The organism is Psychrobacillus psychrodurans (assembly GCF_050209195.1).
Lineage (GTDB): Bacteria > Bacillota > Bacilli > Bacillales_A > Planococcaceae > Psychrobacillus > Psychrobacillus psychrodurans.
In genome coordinates, this window is sequence record NZ_CP189791.1 from 3858679 (window position 1) to 3879950 (window position 21272).

Sequence of the window (21272 nt, forward strand, 5' to 3'; positions counted from 1 at the left end):
AAGTTTATCCTCTTTTCCATCGAATACCCTGTGCAGTATCTTCCAAAATAATATTTAACTCTTTTAATTGATCTCTAATTTCATCGGCACGGGTAAAGTTACGATCCTTCCTTGCTTGATTTCGTTCTTCGATCAATGCATCGATTTCTTCATCTAACACTTCTTTTTCCTTAGCAAGCGTTAGTCCAAGTACAGCTGTCAAATCATCCATATCTGTTATAAATTGTTTCAATACGGATTCAGATGTTTGTTTTTCTTGTAAATAAGTATTCGCAAGTTTCGACAATTCGAAAATAGCTGCAATCCCATTTGCTGTATTAAAATCATCATCCATCGCTGTTTCAAACTGTACTTTTACAGCCGCAATTTTTTGTAGCCAAATATCGTCATGGTCTCCTAAATTTGCAGTAGTACTTAAGCGATGAACTAAGTTATCATAAGCAGTCTGTATACGGTCCAAACCAGCCTCTGCTTGCTCCACCAATTCTTTTGAATAGTTAATCGGGTTTCGATAATGAACACTCAACATGAAGAGACGCAATATTTGAGGGTCAATTTGCTGACGAATATCATTTACCAATACAAAATTACCTAGTGATTTTGACATTTTTTCATTATCTATATTTATATATCCATTATGCATCCAATATCTTGCGAATGTCTTTCCAGTTCTAGCTTCTGACTGAGCAATTTCATTTTCATGGTGAGGGAAAGTTAGATCCTGCCCTCCAGCATGAATATCAATTGTATCTCCTAATATTTCTCTTGCCATTACAGAACATTCGATGTGCCACCCAGGACGTCCTTGACCCCAAGGGCTTTCCCAGAAAATTTCTCCAGGTTTTGCAGCTTTCCAAAGTGCAAAGTCAAGTGCATCTTCTTTTTTCTCACCAGTTTCAATACGGGCACCGACTTTTAAATCGTCTACAGATTGATGAGAAAGCTTACCGTATCCATCAAATTTTCTAGTACGGTAATATACATCCCCTTGTGACTCGTATGCATAGCCTTTTTCTTCTAATACTTTTATAAATTCTATAATTTGATCCATGTGATCCGTTACACGAGGATGTGAGTCTGCTCGATTGCAGCCAAGAGCCTCTACGTCTGCATAATAAGCATTGATAAAACGTTCTGTAAGCTCGGAGACCTCTTCCCCCAGTTCGTTGGCCGCTTTAATAATTTTGTCATCCACGTCTGTGAAGTTAGAAACGTATGTCACATCATATCCACGATATTGTAGATACTTTCTTACCGTATCATATACAATTACAGGTCGAGCATTCCCTATATGAATATAATTGTAAACAGTTGGTCCACATACATACATTTTGACCTTGCCTTCTTCGAGTGGAATAAATGGTTCTTTTTCACGCTTTAATGTATTAAAAATTTGGATTGTCATGACCAGTTCCTCTCCTTTTCTTTCGTTAAATGGTCTATTTCTTTTTGTAGCTCTTCTATTTTAGCTTCCATTTGTTTACATCGATCAGTAAACGGATCAGGCAGGTCCTGATGATCGAGATTCCGTTTCACTTTTACACCATTTTGAATTACAACTACACCTGGAATACCAACTACAGTAGAATTAGTAGGTACATCTTTCAATACAACCGACCCAGCTCCTACTTTACTATTTTCACCAATTGTAATCGATCCTAATACTTTTGCTCCTGTAGCAATTAGTACATTATTATGAAGCGTGGGATGTCTCTTCCCTTTTTCTTTCCCGGTACCACCTAATGTGACACCTTGGTAGATAGTGCAATCATCTCCAATTTCACAAGTTTCTCCGATGACTACACCCGATCCATGATCGATAAAAAAGCGTCTCCCAATTGTTGCACCCGGGTGAATTTCGACACCTGTAAAAAATCTACTAACTTGTGAAACTGCACGTGCTAGAAAAAAAAGATTCTTTTTAAATAATGCATGTGCAATGCGGTGGCTCCAAATCGCATGAAGTCCCGCGTATGTTAATATAACCTCTAGCTTACTATTTGCTGCTGGATCTTGTTCAAATACTACCGCAATATCTTCTTTCATTCGATCGAACACAAGGATTCCTCCCTTCATTTTTTTCCATAAAAAAAGTCTCTGTCTATAAATATAGACAGAGACGCAGTTAGCGCGGTTCCACTCTGATTGGAAAAATATGAATACTTTCCCCACTTTGCATCTTTAACGCAGATGTTACGTTCAGCCTACTTAGAAGTTCGGCATGACGCTCGGAGGTGCATTTCAGTAACTCGTAGGCTCAGACCACTTTCAGCCGGTGATGGTCCTCTCTAAAGAACGTGCGTTACTTACTTCTCCTCTTCTTCGCTTTGCTATTTTTTTTACTTCGAATTTGTATCACCATTTTCACACCTTGTTAGGGGAAAGTCAATCTTATTGTTTTGCAAACTTGGCTACACGAGCAATTACTTTTTCTTTCCCTATTAAACTGATTGCATCAGCTAATTCTGGACCATGCATTTGACCTGTTGTTACTACACGTATTGGCATGAAAAGGTTTTTCCCTTTATGCCCTGTTTCTTTTTGCACAGCTTTAATAGCAGCTTTGATCTCTACTGCTTCAAATGTTTCTAGGCCTTCTAACTGTGTTTTAAAAGCAGCCATTACTTCAGGAACCTGCTCCCCAGCTAACACCTCTGTTGCTTCTTCAGTATATGCAATTTCGTGATCAAAGAATAATGAAGATAATTCAACGATTTCAGCACCAAAACTCATTTGCTCATGATAAAGGGCAATAAGCTTTGTTGCCCACGTAAGTTCGTCTTCTGATAATTCAGCCGGAAGTAGATTTGCTTTTTGTAAATGTGGCAATGCAAGCTCTACTACTTTTTCAAGTGGCAGTTGTTTAATATATTGGTTGTTCATCCATGTAAGTTTTTGTTTATCGAACATCGATGGTGATTTAGAAAGACGCGATACATCAAAGTTCTTAATGAATTCCTCTTTGGTGAAGATTTCATCTTCCCCTTCAGGAGACCAGCCTAATAATGCAAAGAAGTTAAACATAGCTTCTGGTAAATACCCAAGATCTTTGTACTGAGTAACAAATTGTATAATCGACTCATCGCGTTTTGAAAGCTTTTTACGGTTCTCATTGATGATTAATGTCATATGACCGTATTTAGGATATGCCCATTCGAATGCATCAAACACCATTAATTGTTTTGGTGTGTTTGATAAATGTTCTTCCCCACGGAATACATGAGAAATTTCCATAAAGTGATCATCTAATACAACAGCATAGTTATAAGTTGGGATTCCATTGGCTTTTACAAGCACCCAGTCACCAACATCCTTAGATTCAAATGTAACCGGTCCACGAACTAAATCTTCAAATGTATAAGTTACATTTTCTGGTACACGCATACGAATCGTATATGGCTGGCCTGCACCTTCTTTTGCTTGTACTTCTTCTTTTGATAAATGACGGCATTTACCGTTGTACATAGGAGCTGCAATACCTTTTTCTTTTTGTACTTCACGTTCTGCTTCTAATTCCTCTGAAGAACAGAAACATTTATATGCATGTCCTTTTTCTAACATTTCCTCCGCGTGCTTTGTATATATATCAAGGCGCTCCATTTGGCGATACGGCGCATAAGGTCCACTAATATCTACAGATTCATCATAGTCGATCCCTAACCACTTTAAGTTTTCAAGTTGTGATAACTCGCCACCTTCTACATTACGTTCAATATCCGTATCTTCAATACGAACGATAAATTTACCATCATGGTGACGTGCATATAAATAGTTAAATAACGCTGTGCGTGCTCCTCCAATATGCAAAAATCCTGTTGGACTTGGCGCGTAGCGTACGCGAACTTCTTGTGTCATAAGTATATCCTCCTAGTTTTCGTTCCATCAAATTAGCCTTAGTGTACTCGCGTCCAGATTCTGAACTTGGCATGCTTAGAATAAGCTTACAGAACCTGGATAACAGCTTCAAACGGCTTTAACTTACTCCATTCTACCACTGCTTATATGTTTATTAAAGTTAGTCTTTCTTGAGAAGTAATATTGTCGCCATCGATGCTATCCCTTCTTCACGACCTGTAAATCCTAGTCTTTCCGTAGTTGTAGCCTTCACATTTACTTGAGAAACATCCGCCTGAAGTAACTCTGCAACACGCGTACGAATTGTTTCAATATACGGTGACATTTTTGGCTTTTGAGCAATAATTGTACAGTCAATATTCCCTAACTTATATCCCTTAGCGTCTACCAACTTCCAAATATGCTCTAGTAGCTTTGCTGAATCTGCATCTTTAAAGTCTGGGTCTGTATCTGGAAAATGCCTACCAATATCCCCTTCTCCAATCGCTCCTAATGCTGCGTCTGTGATTGTATGTAGTAGTACATCTGCATCTGAGTGCCCGATTAGCCCTCGTTCGTATGGTATCTCGATTCCCCCTATTATTAGCGGACGATTATCCGCAAATTCATGTACATCGAATCCTTGTCCTATTCGCATCATCTTATTATTCCCCCTGCTCTCGCTTATTTAATATAGCCTCTCCGTATAGAAGATCTTCCCTCGTCGTCATTTTTACATTATCGTAGGTACTTTCAACAATATGAACACGCTCTCCTAATCTTTCTACGAGCATCGCTTCATCTGTCCCGAGAAAGTTTTCCACTTCCGCTAATCTTTCCGCTTTTTCTAATAATGTATACTGAAATGCTTGAGGCGTTTGAATAATCCACAAACTTTCTCTATCAATCGTTTCTTGGATTATACCATTTACTGCTTTTTTCATCGTGTCTTTTGCCCGAACTGCCGCTACTGCAGCTCCTGAAGTGTGTGCAGCTTGTACTAATTGTTGTATCACTTCTTGATGAATAAATGGTCTTGCTGCATCATGAACGAGTACAATTCCTTTAGTGGTCACGGCTTTTAAACCCGCATATACGCTATGCTGTCTTTCTTCTCCACCTTCGGCAATAGCCGAAACTTTTGTAATACAGTATTCTTTAAGGAGCCGTTCAATCAATGCTTTTTCCTCTTTCTTCACAGCCAATACAATTTGCTCACAATTAGGATCTCTATCAAACACTCTTAAAGTATGTATCAAAATAGGAACATTACGCAGTTCTAAAAACAACTTATTTTGTCCAGCACCCATTCGTTTCCCACTACCCGCTGCTGGCAATAAAACAGTATATATCATGTTAACGAACCTCCATCACATAGAAAAAGGGCGTATTCCTTTCTCAAAGGAAACTACCCTTCTTCGTTATTTTGAGTCCTGTGGTTTTGCAAATATCATTCGGCCAGCCGATGTTTGAAGTACACTTGTTACTTCTACATTTATGGCTTGTCCAATATATGTTTTACCACCTTCCACAACAATCATTGTTCCATCATCTAAATATGCAACACCTTGATTGTGTTCTTTGCCATCTTTAATAACGACAACATGCATTATTTCCCCGGGAATAACGACCGGTTTTACCGCATTTGCCAAGTCATTAATATTCAAAACACGCACTTGATGTAGGTCACAAACCTTGTTTAGATTGAAGTCATTTGTTACAACGATTCCATTCATCTTTTTAGCTAGTCGAACTAATTTTAAATCTACCTCTTGGATATCTTCGAAATCTTCTTCTACGATTAACACGGCAGATGCTCTTTCCGTTTGTAGTTTTTTCAATACGTCTAAACCCCGACGCCCTCTTGTTCGTTTAAGCGTATCCGAGGAATCTGCAATATGTTGTAATTCAGTCAAAACAAATTGAGGAACGACAAGAACCCCTTCGATAAATCCTGTTACCGAAATGTCAGCGATGCGACCATCAATAATAACGCTCGTATCTAACAATTTATAAGTTCCTAAAATCAATTCTTGGTTATCCTCGTCCTCTGTTTTCTTTTTGCTACTATTTTGTTTAGAAGGAGTAAAAACTTGAAGAAGTTCGTCACGCTTTTTAAAACCGACTTGGAAACCTAAGTACCCCAAAACAATAGACAATAGTATCGGAACAATCGATCCAATACCCAATATTGCGATATTATTAAGCGCAGAACCAAGGAAAAAGGCAACGATTAATCCTATAACCAGCCCAAGTGTTCCGAACAGCAAGTCTCCTATTGGCGCTTTTAATAACCGTTCTTCCATCCACTTGATAAAGTTCACTAAGTAGTCAGTCATAAATAATGCAGCCACGTATAACAAAATCGCTCCAACTAAAACAGATACATACGGATTGTGAATCCATGGGTTCTCAGATAAATTAAAAAGCTCGTATAAGTGCGGTAAGAATAATAAACCCAATGTTCCACCAATTAAAACAAAAGCAATTTGAATAATCCATTTTAACAAGTATGCCACCTCCATTTATTTCATTATACTTCCATCTTTCACAATAAGTCTAATAAGAAAAGCACTTGCCCCCTCCCGCGCCCCGACAACATTCTACTTCGAAAATCTTTGCGCAGTAGCAAGGATTCCACGTAAAGGCGTTCTTTGCCTTTACGCCAAATCCTAAGGTGATTATCTGCTAGAGTATTCGCCCTCTTCTTTGTTACGAGAATGCCTCTTTCATCGCTTCGTTAACTGTTTCAATCCCTATAATTTGGATGTCTTTAGGGTAATCCCAACCGCCTAAATTAGATGCAGGAACAATCGCTCTTTTAAAGCCAAGCTTTGCAGCCTCTTGCACACGCTGCTCAATCCTAGACACCCTTCTCACTTCTCCAGTTAAACCGATTTCGCCGATAAAACAATCTGTCGGTGTAACTCCTGTATCTCGAAAACTAGATACGATACTTACTAGGACGGCTAAATCGATTGCAGGTTCGTCTAATTTCACTCCACCTGCAACTTTTATATAGGCATCTTGCGTTTGAAGTAGTAATCCCATTCTTTTTTCCAGTACCGCCATTAGCAATGAAACCCGGTTTTGATCAATACCAGTGGCCATACGTTTCGGGTAGTTAAAGCTAGACTGCGTCACTAGAGCTTGAATTTCTACTAAAATAGGTCTGGTACCTTCCATAGAGGCAACAATTGCAGAACCTGCTGCTCCGTGAGATCGTTCCTGCAAGAATAATTCAGATGGATTTAGTACTTCTTTTAATCCAGATTGAATCATTTCAAATATAGCAATTTCATTCGTAGAGCCAAAACGATTTTTCTGAGACCTTAAAATACGATACGTATGGTGACGTTCTCCTTCAAAATACAAAACGGTGTCCACCATATGTTCTAATATACGCGGCCCTGCAATTTGACCTTCTTTTGTTACATGTCCTACTAAAAATATTGCTACATTTTTTGTCTTGGCTATTCGCATAAGCTCTGCTGTACATTCACGAACTTGCGATACACTCCCAGGTGCACTAGTTACTTCCGGATGATGAACAGTTTGAATAGAATCCACAATGACAAATTTAGGCTCTACACTCTCAATTGTTTCATTAATTAGTTCTAAATTGGTTTCAGAGTAGATATAAAGCTCAGCTGAGGTAACTCCTAAACGTTCTGCACGAAGCTTTGTCTGACGGATGGATTCCTCTCCCGAAATGTATAGAACTCGCTCACCTTTATTGGCAAGTAAAGCTGAAACCTGTAAAAGAAGAGTAGATTTCCCTATACCTGGATCTCCTCCTATTAACACTAGGGATCCTGGTACAATACCCCCACCAAGAACACGATTCAGTTCCGCAAAGTCGGTTGTCACTCTTGGTTCTTCTGCTGTTACCACCGAAATAATCGGTGTAGCCTTTTGCGCTACGCCATCCGAATGCTGAAAGGAACGTTTCGGACCTTTTGAAACTATTTCTGTTTCTTCTACCATTGTATTCCAATCGCCGCATCCAGGACATCTTCCCATCCATTTTGCGGATTCGTATCCACATGAATTACACATAAACTTCGTTTTCTTTTTAGCCATAATACCTCCTATGTAATAAGAAAAATCGGGTAAAAAATACCCTATCCTATATGTACAAAACCTTTTCCTAGCATTTTCGAAGGCTTTGTAAAGACATTTCGCTATATTATGTCCGAGTCCATTTCTAGGAATACTAGTTTGTCTATTCGTGTCCCTTCTACAACTTTTAGAAACAGGTAAGTGCGTTTTTAGATAACTAGTAAAAAGACACTTTCCTATTCATAAAGCAAGCTCTCGAAGATACAATTTCGTTTGCTATTTAGCTTCTTTATTAAGTGAACACTTACTATCTCACTGTATTTCCACTACTTAAAAGAAAATCTACTTTCTTCATCCTACAGAATAGTTTCATTGATTTAACGGTCTTATCACTATAGTAACTTTGTCCAATCTTACCAACTAAGCAATAAGCTATGAAAAACCTATTTTCTTACTTTTTATAAAAAAGGGCATTCCGAACTATTTTTCGGAATGCCCGCTATATTAACCTTCTGTAACTAAAGCTTTCGTGCGAACGACGAACTCATTGTCTTCAACATCAAATATTACATGTTGCCCATCTAATACTTCCCCTTTTAAAAGCTCTTCGGAAAGTCGATCTTCTACATGTTTTTGTATTGCACGACGTAAAGGACGCGCACCATATTCTGGTTCATATCCTTCGGTTGTAATTTTATCTTGTGCTGCTTCTGTAATTTCTAATTCAATACCTTGTTCTTTCAAACGTTTTGCTAAATGGTCTGTCATTAATGAAACAATTTGTTTTAAATGGTCTTTTTCCAGAGAGTGGAACACAATCATTTCATCCAGACGGTTTAAGAACTCTGGGCGGAATGCTTTCTTCAACTCTTCTAGCATTTTACCTTTCATATCTTTATAGTCTGTCTTGCCACCTTCTTGTAAGTTAAACCCAACGTATTTGTTGAATTTAAGTGCATCCGCACCGACATTCGATGTCATGATAACTACCGTATTACGGAAATCTACTGTACGGCCCTTTGAGTCTGTTAATCGGCCATCCTCTAACACTTGAAGAAGAATATTAAAGACATCAGGATGAGCCTTTTCAATTTCATCTAATAAGATAACAGAGTATGGTTTACGACGTACCTTTTCTGTTAATTGTCCACCATCGTCAAAACCAACATATCCTGGAGGAGAACCAACTAGACGAGAAGTTGAATGCTTTTCCATGTACTCGGACATATCTACACGAATCATCGCATCTTCGTCTCCGAACATCACTTCCGCTAGAGCACGAGCAAGTTCTGTTTTCCCTACACCAGTAGGTCCTAAGAAGATAAAGGAACCAATAGGACGTTTTGGATCTTTCAGTCCCGCTCGAGCACGACGAATAGCTCTTGAAATTGCGTCGACTGCTTCACTTTGACCAATAACTCTTTCATGTAATTTATCTTCCAGTTTTAATAACTTCTCAGATTCTGTTTGCGCTAGCTTGGATACTGGTACACCAGTCCACATAGACACCACTGCTGCAATATCTTCTATTGTAACTTCAGACTCTTCTTTTCCTTGCTTTTCTTTCCAATTGTTTTTCATTTTTTCTAGTTCATCTTTAAGCTTTTGTTCTTTATCACGGAATGATGCAGCTTTTTCAAATTCCTGACTTTGCACTGCAGCATTTTTCTCAGAACGAATCGCCTCTAGTTTTGCTTCTAGTTCTTTTAAATTGGGAGGTGTTGTATACGAACGTAAACGTACTTTAGATCCCGCTTCATCTATTAAGTCAATTGCTTTATCTGGTAGAAAACGATCAGAAATATAACGGTCAGACATTTTGACAGCAGCTTCTACCGCCGCATCTGTAATTTTTACACGGTGATGTGCTTCATAACGATCACGTAAACCGTAAATAATTTGGATAGCTTCATCTACTGAAGGTTCGTCTACTTGAATAGGTTGGAAACGACGTTCTAGTGCAGCATCTTTTTCAATATATTTTCTATACTCATCCAATGTTGTCGCACCTATACATTGGATTTCTCCACGAGCAAGAGCAGGCTTCAAAATATTTGAAGCATCAATAGCACCCTCTGCTCCACCAGCCCCAATTAATGTATGAAGTTCATCGATAAATAAAATAACATTGCCGGCTTGACGAATTTCATCCATCACCTTTTTCAAACGATCTTCAAATTCTCCACGATATTTTGTACCAGCAACAACTGTACCCATATCTAGCGTCATTACACGTTTATCACGTAGTATTTCTGGCACTTCATTTTGTACGATTTGCTGCGCAAGCCCTTCTGCTATAGCCGTTTTCCCAACACCTGGTTCACCAATTAAAACTGGGTTGTTTTTTGTACGACGAGCCAATATTTCAATTACTCTTGTAATTTCTTTGCTGCGCCCAATTACAGGATCTAGCGTACCTTCTCTTGCAATTTGCGTTAAGTCACGAGCTAGACCATCCAGTGTAGGTGTACTAGCTGGAGCAGTCCCATTGTTCCCATTACCATGTGCTTGCTCTGTACTTCCTAATAATTGAAGAACTTGTTGACGAGCCTTGTTTAAACTTACTCCTGCATTATTTAGAACACGAGCTGCTACTCCTTCTCCTTCACGGATTAACGCTAGTAATAGATGCTCTGTTCCAATGTATGAGTGACCTAGTTTTCGAGACTCATCTACTGAAAGCTCAATCACCTTTTTCGCACGAGGTGTATAGTTAACAATTGGTCCAACTTCTTCCTTACCAGCTCCTACTAGTTCCTCGATCCCTGTTTCGATTACTTTTAGATCTACTTCTATTGCTTCTAATGCTTTTGCAGCAATTCCACTACCTTCTCGGATAAGACCAAGTAATATATGTTCTGTCCCTATAGATTCATGCTTTAAGCGAATAGCCTCTTCTTGTGCTAGTTGTAATACTTTTTGAGATCTTTGTGTAAAACGATTAAACATCATTCAGATTCCTCTCCTTTTGTTTTCTGTTTTTCTTCTTTTTGCAATCGTTCCCTTAACAGCTTTGCGCGAAACATATCCCGCTCAGAGGTGTTCAATGAAGTACCTGCATATTTTTGTAGAAATCCTGGTTGCATAAACACCATACATTCATTCAATATAGTCACATCCACATCTTCAATGAGTCCTATATCTATCCCTAATCGCACATCCGATAGGCATCTTGCCGCTTCATCTGTCGCCATAATACGGGCAAATGATAAAGTTCCTAAAGATCGATATAGTCGGTCTTCTAGTGTATTGGCCGAATGCTTTAGAAGTGCATCCCGTGCTTCTCTTTCTTTTTGAATAATTTGTTCGGTAATACTCTGAAGATCAGCAAGTATGTCCTCTTCTGACTTACCAAGTGTGGTTTGGTTGGACACTTGGTATACATTACCGAGCGCTTCACTACCTTCTCCGTAGATTCCTCTTACAACCATTCCTAGTCTTGAAATGATAGTGACGATTCTATTCATTTGCTTCGTCATCGTTAATGCGGGTAAATGCATCATTACAGATGCACGTAAACCAGTACCTGTATTGGTAGGGCAGCTTGTTAAATATCCAAACTGCTCGTCAAAAGCATATGGTAATTCCTTATCTAAAACACGATCTAACACATCTGCCTGAGCATAGGCCTCTTGAATTTGAAGCCCTGGAAAAAGACATTGTATACGAATATGATCCTCTTCGTTGACCATCACACTAACGGATTCATCATTTGACAATAAAACAGAGCCAGTCATTGGCGAGTTAGCAAGCTTTGGACTGATTAAATGTTTTTCTACTAACACCTGACGACTTAGTTCAGATACATCCTTTATATGGATGGAAGAAAATTGCATCTGTAATTCGTCACTTGCGTCCAACAAAGTGGAGGAAACAGATTGGTCAATTTTATGCGCCTCATCTTCTGTAAATGCTAAAGGAAAACGATAGCCATTCAGATTTCTTGCTAAGCGAATTCTTGTACTCATAACAATATCCGAATGCTTACCCTCTCCCGCCATCCAACTAGAAATTGAGTTGTCTAAAAAACGTTCAATTGACATCAGTTTGGTCACCTCCTGTAGAAAGCTGACTTTCCAAATCTCTCGCTTCATCCCTTAACTTTGCGGCTTCCTCAAAACTTTCAGTGTCAATCGCATCTTTCATTTGAGAACGAATTGCTTCTATTCGTTTTTTAATAGCAATTTTCTCCCCAAGCGCACCTGGAGCCTTTCCAATATGCGTTGTATTGCCGTTATGTAGTCTCTTAAATACATTAGGCAACTGCTTGCGGAAACTGTTATAGCAATTTGCACAACCAAATTTCCCTTCATCTAAAAAATGCTGTATCGACCAACCGCATTCATCGCATACGATCATATTTTTAGGTTGTTTTTGTTGCATTGGCTGCTGTTCTGTTTGACCAAACCAGTTCGATAATAGCTGATGTAGAGATAACGGATCTTGTTTATACTCTACATAAAACGGGTGGAGGCTATTTGCACAGACCTCACAATAATGTCTTTCAAAGTGTTCACCGTTATGCACTTGCGTAACCGTTACTTTAGCTGGTCTTTGCTTACAATTTTCACAAATCACCTTTCAACACACCCCGTTCATTTTTCACTTTTTTCATATTTTAACGTTAATAACATGGCACATAGTATACGTGATCGTAGTTCATCTCTCGCAGGAAGCGGAATTGCTAAAGTCGTTCGATTTAAAGCTGCTAAAATAAGTTTTGCTTCACGTTTAGATATAACATCCTCATCGATTAACCGGAAAACAATATCTTCGGTAACGGATTCAGAAGCCCCGTTTTCTAGTGTCTGTATAATATGCTCTATTAAATCAGCTTTCGTATGAGCTCGAACGCGGAGGATTCGAATATATCCCCCTCCACCTCGTTTACTTTCTACTAAGTATCCTCGATCTTGGGTAAACCTTGTATTGATAACATAATTTATTTGAGATGGAACACACTGAAACTTTTCTGCAATTTCACTTCGCTTAATTTCAATTTGTTCCTTACTTCCTTCTTCTATAATAGCCTTTAAATACCCTTCAATTATGTCAGATATATTTTTCATCTTCTCACCTCTTCTCACAAACTGACTTTGACTAACTTTGACTATATTATAACGAGAATTTTTCGCATGTGCAATTGATACGATTTGCCCTGAAAAAAGAAAAAAACTACAAACAGTCGTTTGTAGTTTAGGATATATTAATATGAATATTCCTATTCATTAAATCTTTTTTCGTTCATACGTTAGTTGAGTAATAAAGAAATCGGGTTCTATTTCGACATCCACTAATTTTGTAAAATTATGTCTTTCATATAATGTGATTGCTGGTGTATTTTTTGCACCAGTTGATACAACTATCTTTTTTTCATTTCCATAGACGTTTAATAGATAACTTAATAACTCTGATGCAATTCCTTTTCGAAAATGATTAGGATCTACTACAAGTCTACAAATGTCAATTAGTTCCTCTGTACCTTCATAAGAAAGAAAACCTACTAATTTCGAGCCATCCAACTTCCCGAGAAATTGTTCTTTAGAACTTTTTATATTTTCTACTGTATCTAAAAGCTGTGGTATTCCATCGAATCCTATTAAATCAGCTTCAACTTTATATGCTGGTAGTTGAATTGATAGAATACTCTCAGCGACTTTTTCATCATTGTGATTGACTAATTGAATCATTCGTTATCACCTATCTATAATCAGATTTTCTTTTTATAATTATTTCGTTGGGACTTCGCTATTTGCTTCCATTTATTCGTTTCAGCTTTTTTAGCTATTGCATCGTTTTTACGATCGATATGTGCAAGCTCTCTCATTAGTTTTACATAACTTTTGTATCGTTCTCGTTTGAGCGTACCATTGTAAATAGCCTCTTGAATTGCACAGCCCGGCTCTTTTACATGCTGGCAATCACGGAAGCGACACGCTAACGCTAGGTCTTCGATGTCCTGAAAGCTAGCACTAACTCCTTCACTCGTATCCCAAAGCTGAAACTCCCTCATACCAGGTGTATCAATTAATAAGCCCCCTTGTGGTAACAGCGTCAGTTCTCTATGTGTAGTCGTATGGCGCCCTTTACTATCATCTGTCCTTATATCATTTACAGCCATTACTTCTACACCTGATAATGCGTTAATCAAAGAGGATTTCCCTACTCCTGAAGATCCTAAAAGTGCGCCAGTTTTATGTGCAGCCAATAGATTCCCCAGAAGATCAATACCCTCTCCTGTAACACTACTCACTGCAAATATATCTACACCAAATGCAATAGCCTCAACTTCTTTAATATAATATTCTAGGTCTTCACAGGTATCTTTTTTCGTTAACACCACAACCGGCGTCGCCCCTGAATCCCATGCCGCTAATAGGTATCTCTCTAGTCTACGGACATTGAAGTCATGATTAAGTGACATAACCAAAAATACAAAATCAACGTTTACAGCGATTAATTGAATTTCCGTAGTCAATCCCGCCATTTTCCTAGAGAACTGCGAGCTGCGAGGAAGCACTTCATGAATGATTCCTTTTTCCTCACCGGGCATCTGATCAAGCACTACCCAGTCTCCAACTGCCGGAAATGCTTCCCTATTATGCTCAAACTTAAATTTCCCGGAAAGTGAACTTAGTAACTCTCCTTCATTGGTCATAACCCTATATAAATTTTTATGTTCCAGTAGAACGCGACCCGCGATTCCACTACCTGTCATTTTTTCTTCCCAATTATTATTCCATCCATATTGTTCGATTAAATTCAATTTTACTTCCTCCTAATTTTCCGTATAAAAAAACCATGACTGCACAAATCAGCAGTCATGGTTTCCCGGTCATTAGTAAAGAAGCATGTATCTGGTTAGAGACATACAGAGTGGGACATCATGAACTTACTGATTCGTGGATACGTATATAGATTTGCCATAATGCCTCACTCCTTTCTTTAAGTTATTTTCAGAATACTACAAGTATTAGCAATCTGTCAACATATAATTATGCAAGTTGCTATTTTGAATAAAGGACTTTAATAATACTGCTGATTTTCGTTTCATGCGGACGCTTTCCGCGGGTGAGGCCAAGCCTCCTTGGGCCAGTATGATGCTAATTATAAATTGTCGACATACGCATTTTAATACTTAGCCTTCGTTCCTATAAACGCTCCCTGTGGGGTCTCGACTTTCTAGCTTATCCCGCTGGAGTCGCCACATTCCACTGCAATCAATAAAGCGAGTAGTAATTAATCATTAATTAGAATAAAAGAATTCTATTAAACACAATGAATATGCAAGGTCATATACAAACCCTATCCACCTTAAGACAACTGAACGAGTAGAAATCTACAAAAAATCTAGCCTCTACCTGAATAGAAAAATGCAGATATAGAAGCTTTAAGTGCCCTTACACAAATGAACAAATCTTCAATAAAAATGATTTCTACTTCAACACTTGGTATAAAGAAGCCATTTAATTATAAAGATGACATGCCACAAAATGCCCTGCTTCCTGTTCCTTCCAAACCGGTCTTTTGTCTGTACAAATAGACATAGCGTGTGCACATCTTGTACGGAACACGCAACCAGAAGGTGGATTGATAGGACTCGGAAGCTCTCCTTGCAATAGAATACGTTCCCGTGATTCCTCTATATCAGGGTCTGGAATCGGAATTGCGGATAACAATGCCTGTGTATAGGGGTGTAGTGGTTCATCATACAGTTGGTTACTCGTAGTTAGTTCTACCATATGCCCTAGGTACATGACCCCTATTCGGTCAGAGATGTACTTGACCATCGATAAATCATGTGCGATAAACAAGTAAGTTAGATTTTTTTCTTTTTGTAGCCGTTGGAGCAACTTCACTACTTGTGCTTGTACCGACACATCCAATGCTGAAATCGGCTCATCCGCGATGATAAACTCTGGATCTAATGCAAGAGCACGAGCTATGCCAATTCGTTGTCGTTGCCCTCCAGAAAATTCATGAGGATAGCGATTAGCATGGTCTTTGTTTAGTCCGACATCCTCTAGTAACTCATACACTCTAGACTTTAACTCTTCTTTTTTATATAGTTTATGTATTTCCATTGGTTCTGCAATAATTTCAAACACAGTGGAACGTGGATTTAAGGATGCATAAGGATCCTGGAAGATCATTTGCATCTTTTTCAAGTACCCTGTTCTTTCTTTGCTACTCATCTCATGCACATTTTTATCTTCAAACAGAACTTTTCCCTCTGTTCTATTGTATAAGCCTAAAATAGTTCGACCTGCTGTCGATTTACCACAACCCGATTCTCCAACTAAACCAAATGTTTCTCCTTTGACTATATCAAAACTTATCCCATCGACTGCTTTTAATGTCTCCCCGCTCCCAATGTCAAAATGACGCTTCAAATCTTGAACAGATAATAGAACTTTTTCCGTCATGTGATTCCCCCCTAAACGGCATATCTTCTAACTGCACAAATTTCCTTTTCTAACTTAGATTCTGCTAATACTAAAATTTCTACTGTTTTCCCAGTTGAATGAGAATGCAAAAGTTGTCCATTCCCATAATAAAAACCAACATGTCTAACGCTTCCAGTACCTTCATCATTTGCGAAGAATATTAAATCTCCCTTTTTCCAAAGAGAAGGATCGTGTATAGGAATTTCTTCTCCCATTTTTGCTTGGTCACTTGCATCCCGAGGAATTATATACCCACAAGCCTTCAGCATATTATACGAAAAACCGGAACAATCATAACCATATGAGGACATCCCACCCCAAAGGTAAGGCAAGTCTAAATACCTTTCCCCTAAAGAAACCGCCTCTTCTGCAGACTTCTTAGGAAGCTGCATCAAAGATAGTGCAAATTGAGCTTGGCCTTTCGATAATAGCGCTTTGCCATGTGGAGTATGAACCGTATAAAATACTTCACCCTCTGATATTATCGGTAGAATAGTATTAAACGGTAAAACGAGCAAAGGGTTATGCTGTAAGTCCCATAGCTGTGCTTTTGGAGACGAAACTCTTACAATTCCTTTGTTATTCACTTGTCCTGCCGGCTTTATTTGTGACAGTGGAATCCATCCTGGATAACCGCGACTATCTTTTTTCGAGGGCTGCCAAATAGCAACAACCTTTGCCCATTCCCCTTCTATCTCCTCCAGAAACAATGGCTCCCCGTAAAGAAGCTGTGTTTGCACACGATTTTCGTTACATAACGCTAGTCTTTCTTTGTATGGTAATGCCTCAAGCCATTCCACCAATAACACAGGATTTAATATTCCTGGATTATCTATCTCTCTTGCAGAATTAGGTTCAGTCCAAATTGTTCCAACCTTTACAGCACAAACCCATTCTTTCGTTTCAACTGGCATCTTTTGGCCTCCTAATCCAAATTTACATGTGTTATTCCTAATCCTAGTTCATTAGAAAACGACATTTTACTTTTTTCATAGATAACTCCACCGACTATTAAATCATTATCCAGCATCAATGGTGCGTCAAAATCGTAATATCGAATATTCGGCTGACTAGCGGCAAAATGAGCTGCAGCTGTGATGCCTAATTTCGTTTCAATCATACTCCCTACCATACACCCCACACCATTCGCCTCTGCAAGTGCATTTATTTTTTTTCCGTGATAAATCCCCCCAGATTTCATTAGCTTTATGTTTATCAAATCAGCAGCTCGTATTTTTAGAACTTGTTTAGCATCCTGCACGGAAAAAACACTCTCATCCGCCATAATTGGAGTATAAGTATGATCAGTAACATACTTTAAGCCCTCTAGATCCCAAGCAGGCACTGGTTGCTCTACAAATTCGATTGATAGACCTGCATCTTCCATCAAACTAATTGCTTTTACCGCCTCTTTTGCATTCCATCCTTGGTTAGCATCGAGTCTTAAATTTGGAGTCATTCCCACACGTTTTCGAATAGCATGAATTCGTTCGATATCATCTTTTATATCACCAATACCTACCTTGACCTTTAGAACTTTAAATCCATCCTTTATATACTGTTCCGCATCATCGGCCATCTCGGCCGGGTCATTCACACTAACCGTAAAATCCGTTTCAATCGTATCCCGATATCCACCTAGAAATTGATATAAAGGAAGACCCGCATACCTAGCAAGTATGTCGTGAATAGCCATGTCTACAGCTGCTTTAGCACTCGTATTTCTTACTAAGGCTGTGTTTAGTTTCTGAAATACTTGTTCACTTTGTAAAATATTCAAACCTATTAACTGGGGTGCTATTACTTCGTTAATAGCGTAGCGGATACTATCCATTGACTCTCCAGTGATTACATGTGTTGGTGGAGCCTCTCCATAACCAACTAATCCATCACTCGTCACAATAGTCACATACACTGAGTAAGCCGTTGTCACTGTTCGTAGAGCAGTTTTAAAAGGTTTGGTGAGAGGAATTGCCACATCAAATGTCTCAATCGATTTTATATACAATCTTCTCTCCCCCTTTATTCCACTCCAGGTAATATTGTTAGAGATAAGTTATTTGCGTCCAATTCTGCTTCCATTCCAAGTGGTATAGCGAAATGAGGCTCGCAATGCCCTATTTTAAATCCTTTCACCGCAGGCTTACCTAATTTACCGATATAATGGTCAAACACTTCATCTAAAGATAAAGTAACCGGTCTTTTTTTAGGTTCCGCATCACTAAAATCTCCAATGACAAACCCAGCCGCTGCATCTAAAATACCTGCTTGGCGTAGTTGGTTAAGCATACCATCGACTTTGTATGGCTCTTCGCCCACATCTTCTATAAAGAGAAGTTTTCCTTTTGTGTTAACCTCATATTTCGTACCTATACCATTAGCTAATAGTGATAAATTACCTCCTGTAAGTTCTCCTCTAACGATACCCGGAGAAACTTTTGTCAATGGAGAGATTGCTTCGGTATAAAATAGCTCCATCGGATTAAATAGCTGCTGAAACATTTTTTTGGATAGCTCCGAGAATGTATCCTTTCCCACATCCGATGCTAACATTGGTCCATGGAAGGTGACGATATCCGAATATAGATTCATCCCTGTATGTAGAAAGGTTATATCCGAGTAGCCCCAAAATATTTTTGGATTCTCATGCATCAATTGAAAATCGATTTGATCTGTGTAACGTGCAGAACCGTAGCCACCACCTGCACAAATAATTCCTGCGATATCCGGGTTAGCAAACATTTCATGTAAATCTTCTAAACGTTCCTCATCGGTACCAGCTAAATAACCATGTATATTTTCTACACTTTTACCTAGCTGATATGACAAACCGAGCTCCTCTAAAAAGGCAAAGGAACGCTTTAAATTTTCTAAATTTGGCGGACTTGAAGGAGCAATAATGCCAATAGTATCCCCTTTTTGTAATCGTTTCGGACGAATCTTCATATGTAATATCTCCTTTATAATGAAAGCTTTGTAAACTAACTCACAGCAAAGTTTAACATAGCTACTACGAAAGAAAAGGGCGGCACCATAAGAGGCACCGCAGTCTTTCTTAATCGCTTGTGCAATTATTCTTTTTCTAGCGCCTAGCCCTTCGAGTCGCTTCAAGATTTTAGCAAAGGCAAATAACGCCTTTACGTGAAGTTCTTCCATTACTTGTCGAATGTCCACAGGGGTCAGTCGTTACGACACGATGTCACGAACTGAGACTACACAGCACTAGCTCTTCACTCTTTGTCAGCCCATTTTAAATCCATGTATCCAACTGGATGTCTTACGATTCCTGAAATTGTTGGTTTTTCAAGTGTCACTTGATTGTAATAGTGAACTGGGAAAATAGGCATTTCATCCATTAATAACGCATCTGCTTGGATTAGCATTTCCCAACGTTTTACTTCGTCTGTTTCCTTTTTAATATCGGCAATTAGTTTATCAAACTCTGCATTTGACCATGTCGTACGATTCATAGAAGAATCTGTAATGAAGCTTTCTAATGCATTCACTGGATCAGCATAATCAAATAAGAAGGAAGAACGAGACAACTGATATTTAAACTCTTTTTGCTCGGTCGCAAACACACTTGCTTCTACATTTTGTAGTGTTACATCTACTCCTAACACTTCTTTAAATTTACTTTGCAACGCTTCTGCTATTTTCTTATGAGTATCACTTGTAGAATAAGTTAAAGTTACTTCTGGTAAAACAGTGTAACCCTCTTCTGCCATACCTTCAGCTAAAAGCGTTTTTGCTTTTTCTGCATCAAAACCTACAAGCTTACCTGCTGTTTCTCTGAATTCTTTACCATCTGGACCTACAAATCCGTAAGGAATAAAGCCTTCCGCTGGTTTTTCACCATTCTTTGTTACAAACTCTACGATTTCTTGTTGATCAACAGCTATACCAAAAGCTTGACGGATTTTTTTATTCGTAAAAGGTTCTTGTGAAACATTAAAGCGATAGAAATATAGTCCTGCCTGGTCCTCATTTTTAAGTTCAGGGTCATTCATTAACTGATCTGCTAATTCAGATGGTACACCCGACACATCTAATTCCCCTGTTTCGTACATTTGGTATTCTGTATTGGAATCATCTACCATTGCCCATTCTACTGTATCAAGCTTCACAGTATCTGCATCCCAATAGTTTTCATTTTTTGCAAATGTAAAGCTAACATCATGTTCCCATGCAGTTAACTTGAACGGACCGTTCCCTACGAATGTATCTGCTTCAGTAAACCACGTTGCATTCTCTGTAGCTACTTTCTCATTCACTGGGAAGAAACTAGGGTTTGTAATGATATTCAAGAATGCTTCGGTTGGAGCATTCAACTTCACTTCAAATACTTTTTCCTCTAATGCTTTAATAGCAACATCCTCAGCCGTACCTTCCCCACTATTATAAGCTTCAGCTCCATCAATGAAATATGCCAAAAATGCTGCCGGAGAAGCTGTTTCCGGATTTAACATATGCAACCATCCGTAGACGAAGTCACTTGCTAATACAGGCTCACCATTAGACCATTTTGCATCATCTCGAATTGTAAATGTATATGTTAGTCCATCTTCTGTTACATCAATTTTTTCAGCTGTCGCAGGCTCCGCCACATGGTCTTTTGAAAGTCGTACAAGTCCTTCCATTAGATTATTCAGTGCATTCCAAGAAACTGCATCAAATCCTACAGATGGATCAAATGAGGTCGGTTCATTTCCATTATTTAATTTGAGTACTTTTTCTGTTTCCGTTTCTGCTGCAGTTTCCTTCTCTTCTCCTTCATTACCTGTATTATTTTTCGGTGTTTCACCCGCATCTTTCGTGGCTGTACAAGCACTTAACACAAGGACAAATAACGCTACTACAAATAATGATAACCATTTCTTCATTCTAGTTCCCCCTTTGTAATATATATGTGAATGCACTTACGCGCGC

General features: G+C 38.7%; 18 protein-coding genes and 1 other annotated feature. All 18 genes read right to left on the reverse strand.

Annotation, left to right across the window (positions count from 1 at the left end):
- Positions 1-4 precede the first annotated feature (4 nt).
- Positions 5-1405: a cysteine--tRNA ligase gene (gene cysS / locus ACQCPR_RS19205; protein WP_090567731.1), complete on the reverse strand. Its 1401-nt coding sequence runs from the start codon at positions 1403-1405 to the stop codon at positions 5-7.
- Entirely contained in the window at positions 1402-2058 is a 657-nt protein-coding gene (gene cysE, locus ACQCPR_RS19210; RefSeq protein ID WP_090567728.1) for a serine O-acetyltransferase, read from the reverse strand. Before cysE ends, cysS begins: the two co-directional genes overlap by 4 nt.
- Positions 2059-2112: 54 nt before the next feature.
- Positions 2113-2332, reverse strand: a binding site (T-box leader).
- Between the two features lie 59 nt (positions 2333-2391).
- Positions 2392-3855 (reverse strand): glutamate--tRNA ligase, encoded by a 1464-nt coding sequence (gltX, locus tag ACQCPR_RS19215; protein WP_427137808.1) that lies wholly within the window; start codon positions 3853-3855, stop codon positions 2392-2394.
- Positions 3856-4015: 160 nt separating this feature from the next.
- On the reverse strand, positions 4016-4495 hold the full coding sequence (ispF, locus tag ACQCPR_RS19220) for a 2-C-methyl-D-erythritol 2,4-cyclodiphosphate synthase (RefSeq protein WP_090567721.1): 480 nt from the start codon (positions 4493-4495) through the stop codon (positions 4016-4018).
- A 4-nt stretch (positions 4496-4499) separates the two neighbouring features.
- On the reverse strand, positions 4500-5189 hold the full coding sequence (gene ispD, locus ACQCPR_RS19225) for a 2-C-methyl-D-erythritol 4-phosphate cytidylyltransferase (RefSeq protein WP_427137809.1): 690 nt from the start codon (positions 5187-5189) through the stop codon (positions 4500-4502).
- A 66-nt stretch (positions 5190-5255) separates the two neighbouring features.
- Complete coding sequence (locus ACQCPR_RS19230; RefSeq protein WP_090567716.1) at positions 5256-6344, reverse strand: PIN/TRAM domain-containing protein; 1089 nt, start codon at positions 6342-6344, stop codon at positions 5256-5258.
- Positions 6345-6546: 202 nt separating this feature from the next.
- A complete protein-coding gene (gene radA, locus ACQCPR_RS19235; RefSeq protein WP_090567713.1) occupies positions 6547-7917 on the reverse strand; it encodes a DNA repair protein RadA in 1371 nt (456 codons plus the stop codon).
- Positions 7918-8400: 483 nt separating this feature from the next.
- Positions 8401-10848, reverse strand: a complete 2448-nt coding sequence (locus tag ACQCPR_RS19240) for an ATP-dependent Clp protease ATP-binding subunit (protein WP_090567710.1) — start codon at positions 10846-10848, stop codon at positions 8401-8403.
- On the reverse strand, positions 10845-11939 hold the full coding sequence (locus tag ACQCPR_RS19245; RefSeq protein ID WP_090567707.1) for a protein arginine kinase: 1095 nt from the start codon (positions 11937-11939) through the stop codon (positions 10845-10847). Before ACQCPR_RS19245 ends, ACQCPR_RS19240 begins: the two co-directional genes overlap by 4 nt.
- Complete coding sequence (locus ACQCPR_RS19250) at positions 11929-12474, reverse strand: UvrB/UvrC motif-containing protein (protein ID WP_090567704.1); 546 nt, start codon at positions 12472-12474, stop codon at positions 11929-11931. The genes ACQCPR_RS19245 and ACQCPR_RS19250 overlap by 11 nt, the downstream gene beginning before the upstream one ends.
- A 17-nt stretch (positions 12475-12491) precedes the next feature.
- Positions 12492-12965, reverse strand: a complete 474-nt coding sequence (locus tag ACQCPR_RS19255; RefSeq protein ID WP_090567701.1) for a CtsR family transcriptional regulator — start codon at positions 12963-12965, stop codon at positions 12492-12494.
- Positions 12966-13124: 159 nt separating this feature from the next.
- Entirely contained in the window at positions 13125-13586 is a 462-nt protein-coding gene (locus tag ACQCPR_RS19260) for a GNAT family N-acetyltransferase (protein WP_093495454.1), read from the reverse strand.
- Positions 13587-13606: 20 nt separating this feature from the next.
- A complete protein-coding gene (gene rsgA, locus ACQCPR_RS19265; RefSeq protein ID WP_093495579.1) occupies positions 13607-14614 on the reverse strand; it encodes a ribosome small subunit-dependent GTPase A in 1008 nt (335 codons plus the stop codon).
- A 748-nt stretch (positions 14615-15362) separates the two neighbouring features.
- Positions 15363-16322: an ABC transporter ATP-binding protein gene (locus ACQCPR_RS19270; RefSeq protein ID WP_090567693.1), complete on the reverse strand. Its 960-nt coding sequence runs from the start codon at positions 16320-16322 to the stop codon at positions 15363-15365.
- An 11-nt stretch (positions 16323-16333) separates the two neighbouring features.
- Positions 16334-17257 carry an NlpC/P60 family protein gene (locus ACQCPR_RS19275; RefSeq protein WP_427137810.1) on the reverse strand — a complete coding sequence of 308 codons (924 nt, stop codon included), beginning with the start codon at positions 17255-17257 and terminating at the stop codon, positions 16334-16336.
- Between the two features lie 11 nt (positions 17258-17268).
- Positions 17269-18351 (reverse strand): dipeptide epimerase, encoded by a 1083-nt coding sequence (locus ACQCPR_RS19280; RefSeq protein WP_427137811.1) that lies wholly within the window; start codon positions 18349-18351, stop codon positions 17269-17271.
- A 14-nt stretch (positions 18352-18365) separates the two neighbouring features.
- Positions 18366-19289 (reverse strand): S66 peptidase family protein, encoded by a 924-nt coding sequence (locus ACQCPR_RS19285; RefSeq protein ID WP_427137812.1) that lies wholly within the window; start codon positions 19287-19289, stop codon positions 18366-18368.
- A gap of 284 nt (positions 19290-19573) precedes the next feature.
- Positions 19574-21226 carry a peptide ABC transporter substrate-binding protein gene (locus ACQCPR_RS19290; protein WP_090567683.1) on the reverse strand — a complete coding sequence of 551 codons (1653 nt, stop codon included), beginning with the start codon at positions 21224-21226 and terminating at the stop codon, positions 19574-19576.
- Positions 21227-21272: the final 46 nt, after the last annotated feature.

Excerpts from the sequence above, each read along its gene's own strand:
- ACQCPR_RS19270 (WP_090567693.1), bottom strand. The coding sequence starts at position 16,322 with ATGACGGAAAAAGTTCTATTATCTGTTCAAGATTTGAAGCGTCATTTT.
- ACQCPR_RS19245 (WP_090567707.1), bottom strand. The coding sequence starts at position 11,939 with ATGTCAATTGAACGTTTTTTAGACAACTCAATTTCTAGTTGGATGGCG.
- ACQCPR_RS19290 (WP_090567683.1), bottom strand. The coding sequence starts at position 21,226 with ATGAAGAAATGGTTATCATTATTTGTAGTAGCGTTATTTGTCCTTGTG.
- ispD (WP_427137809.1), bottom strand. The coding sequence starts at position 5,189 with ATGATATATACTGTTTTATTGCCAGCAGCGGGTAGTGGGAAACGAATG.
- ispF (WP_090567721.1), bottom strand. The coding sequence starts at position 4,495 with ATGATGCGAATAGGACAAGGATTCGATGTACATGAATTTGCGGATAAT.
- radA (WP_090567713.1), bottom strand. The coding sequence starts at position 7,917 with ATGGCTAAAAAGAAAACGAAGTTTATGTGTAATTCATGTGGATACGAA.
- ACQCPR_RS19255 (WP_090567701.1), bottom strand. The coding sequence starts at position 12,965 with ATGAAAAATATATCTGACATAATTGAAGGGTATTTAAAGGCTATTATA.
- ACQCPR_RS19260 (WP_093495454.1), bottom strand. The coding sequence starts at position 13,586 with ATGATTCAATTAGTCAATCACAATGATGAAAAAGTCGCTGAGAGTATT.
- rsgA (WP_093495579.1), bottom strand. The coding sequence starts at position 14,614 with ATGACAGGTAGTGGAATCGCGGGTCGCGTTCTACTGGAACATAAAAAT.
- cysS (WP_090567731.1), bottom strand. The coding sequence starts at position 1,405 with ATGACAATCCAAATTTTTAATACATTAAAGCGTGAAAAAGAACCATTT.
- ACQCPR_RS19240 (WP_090567710.1), bottom strand. The coding sequence starts at position 10,848 with ATGATGTTTAATCGTTTTACACAAAGATCTCAAAAAGTATTACAACTA.
- ACQCPR_RS19275 (WP_427137810.1), bottom strand. The coding sequence starts at position 17,257 with ATGCCAGTTGAAACGAAAGAATGGGTTTGTGCTGTAAAGGTTGGAACA.
- gltX (WP_427137808.1), bottom strand. The coding sequence starts at position 3,855 with ATGACACAAGAAGTTCGCGTACGCTACGCGCCAAGTCCAACAGGATTT.
- ACQCPR_RS19285 (WP_427137812.1), bottom strand. The coding sequence starts at position 19,289 with ATGAAGATTCGTCCGAAACGATTACAAAAAGGGGATACTATTGGCATT.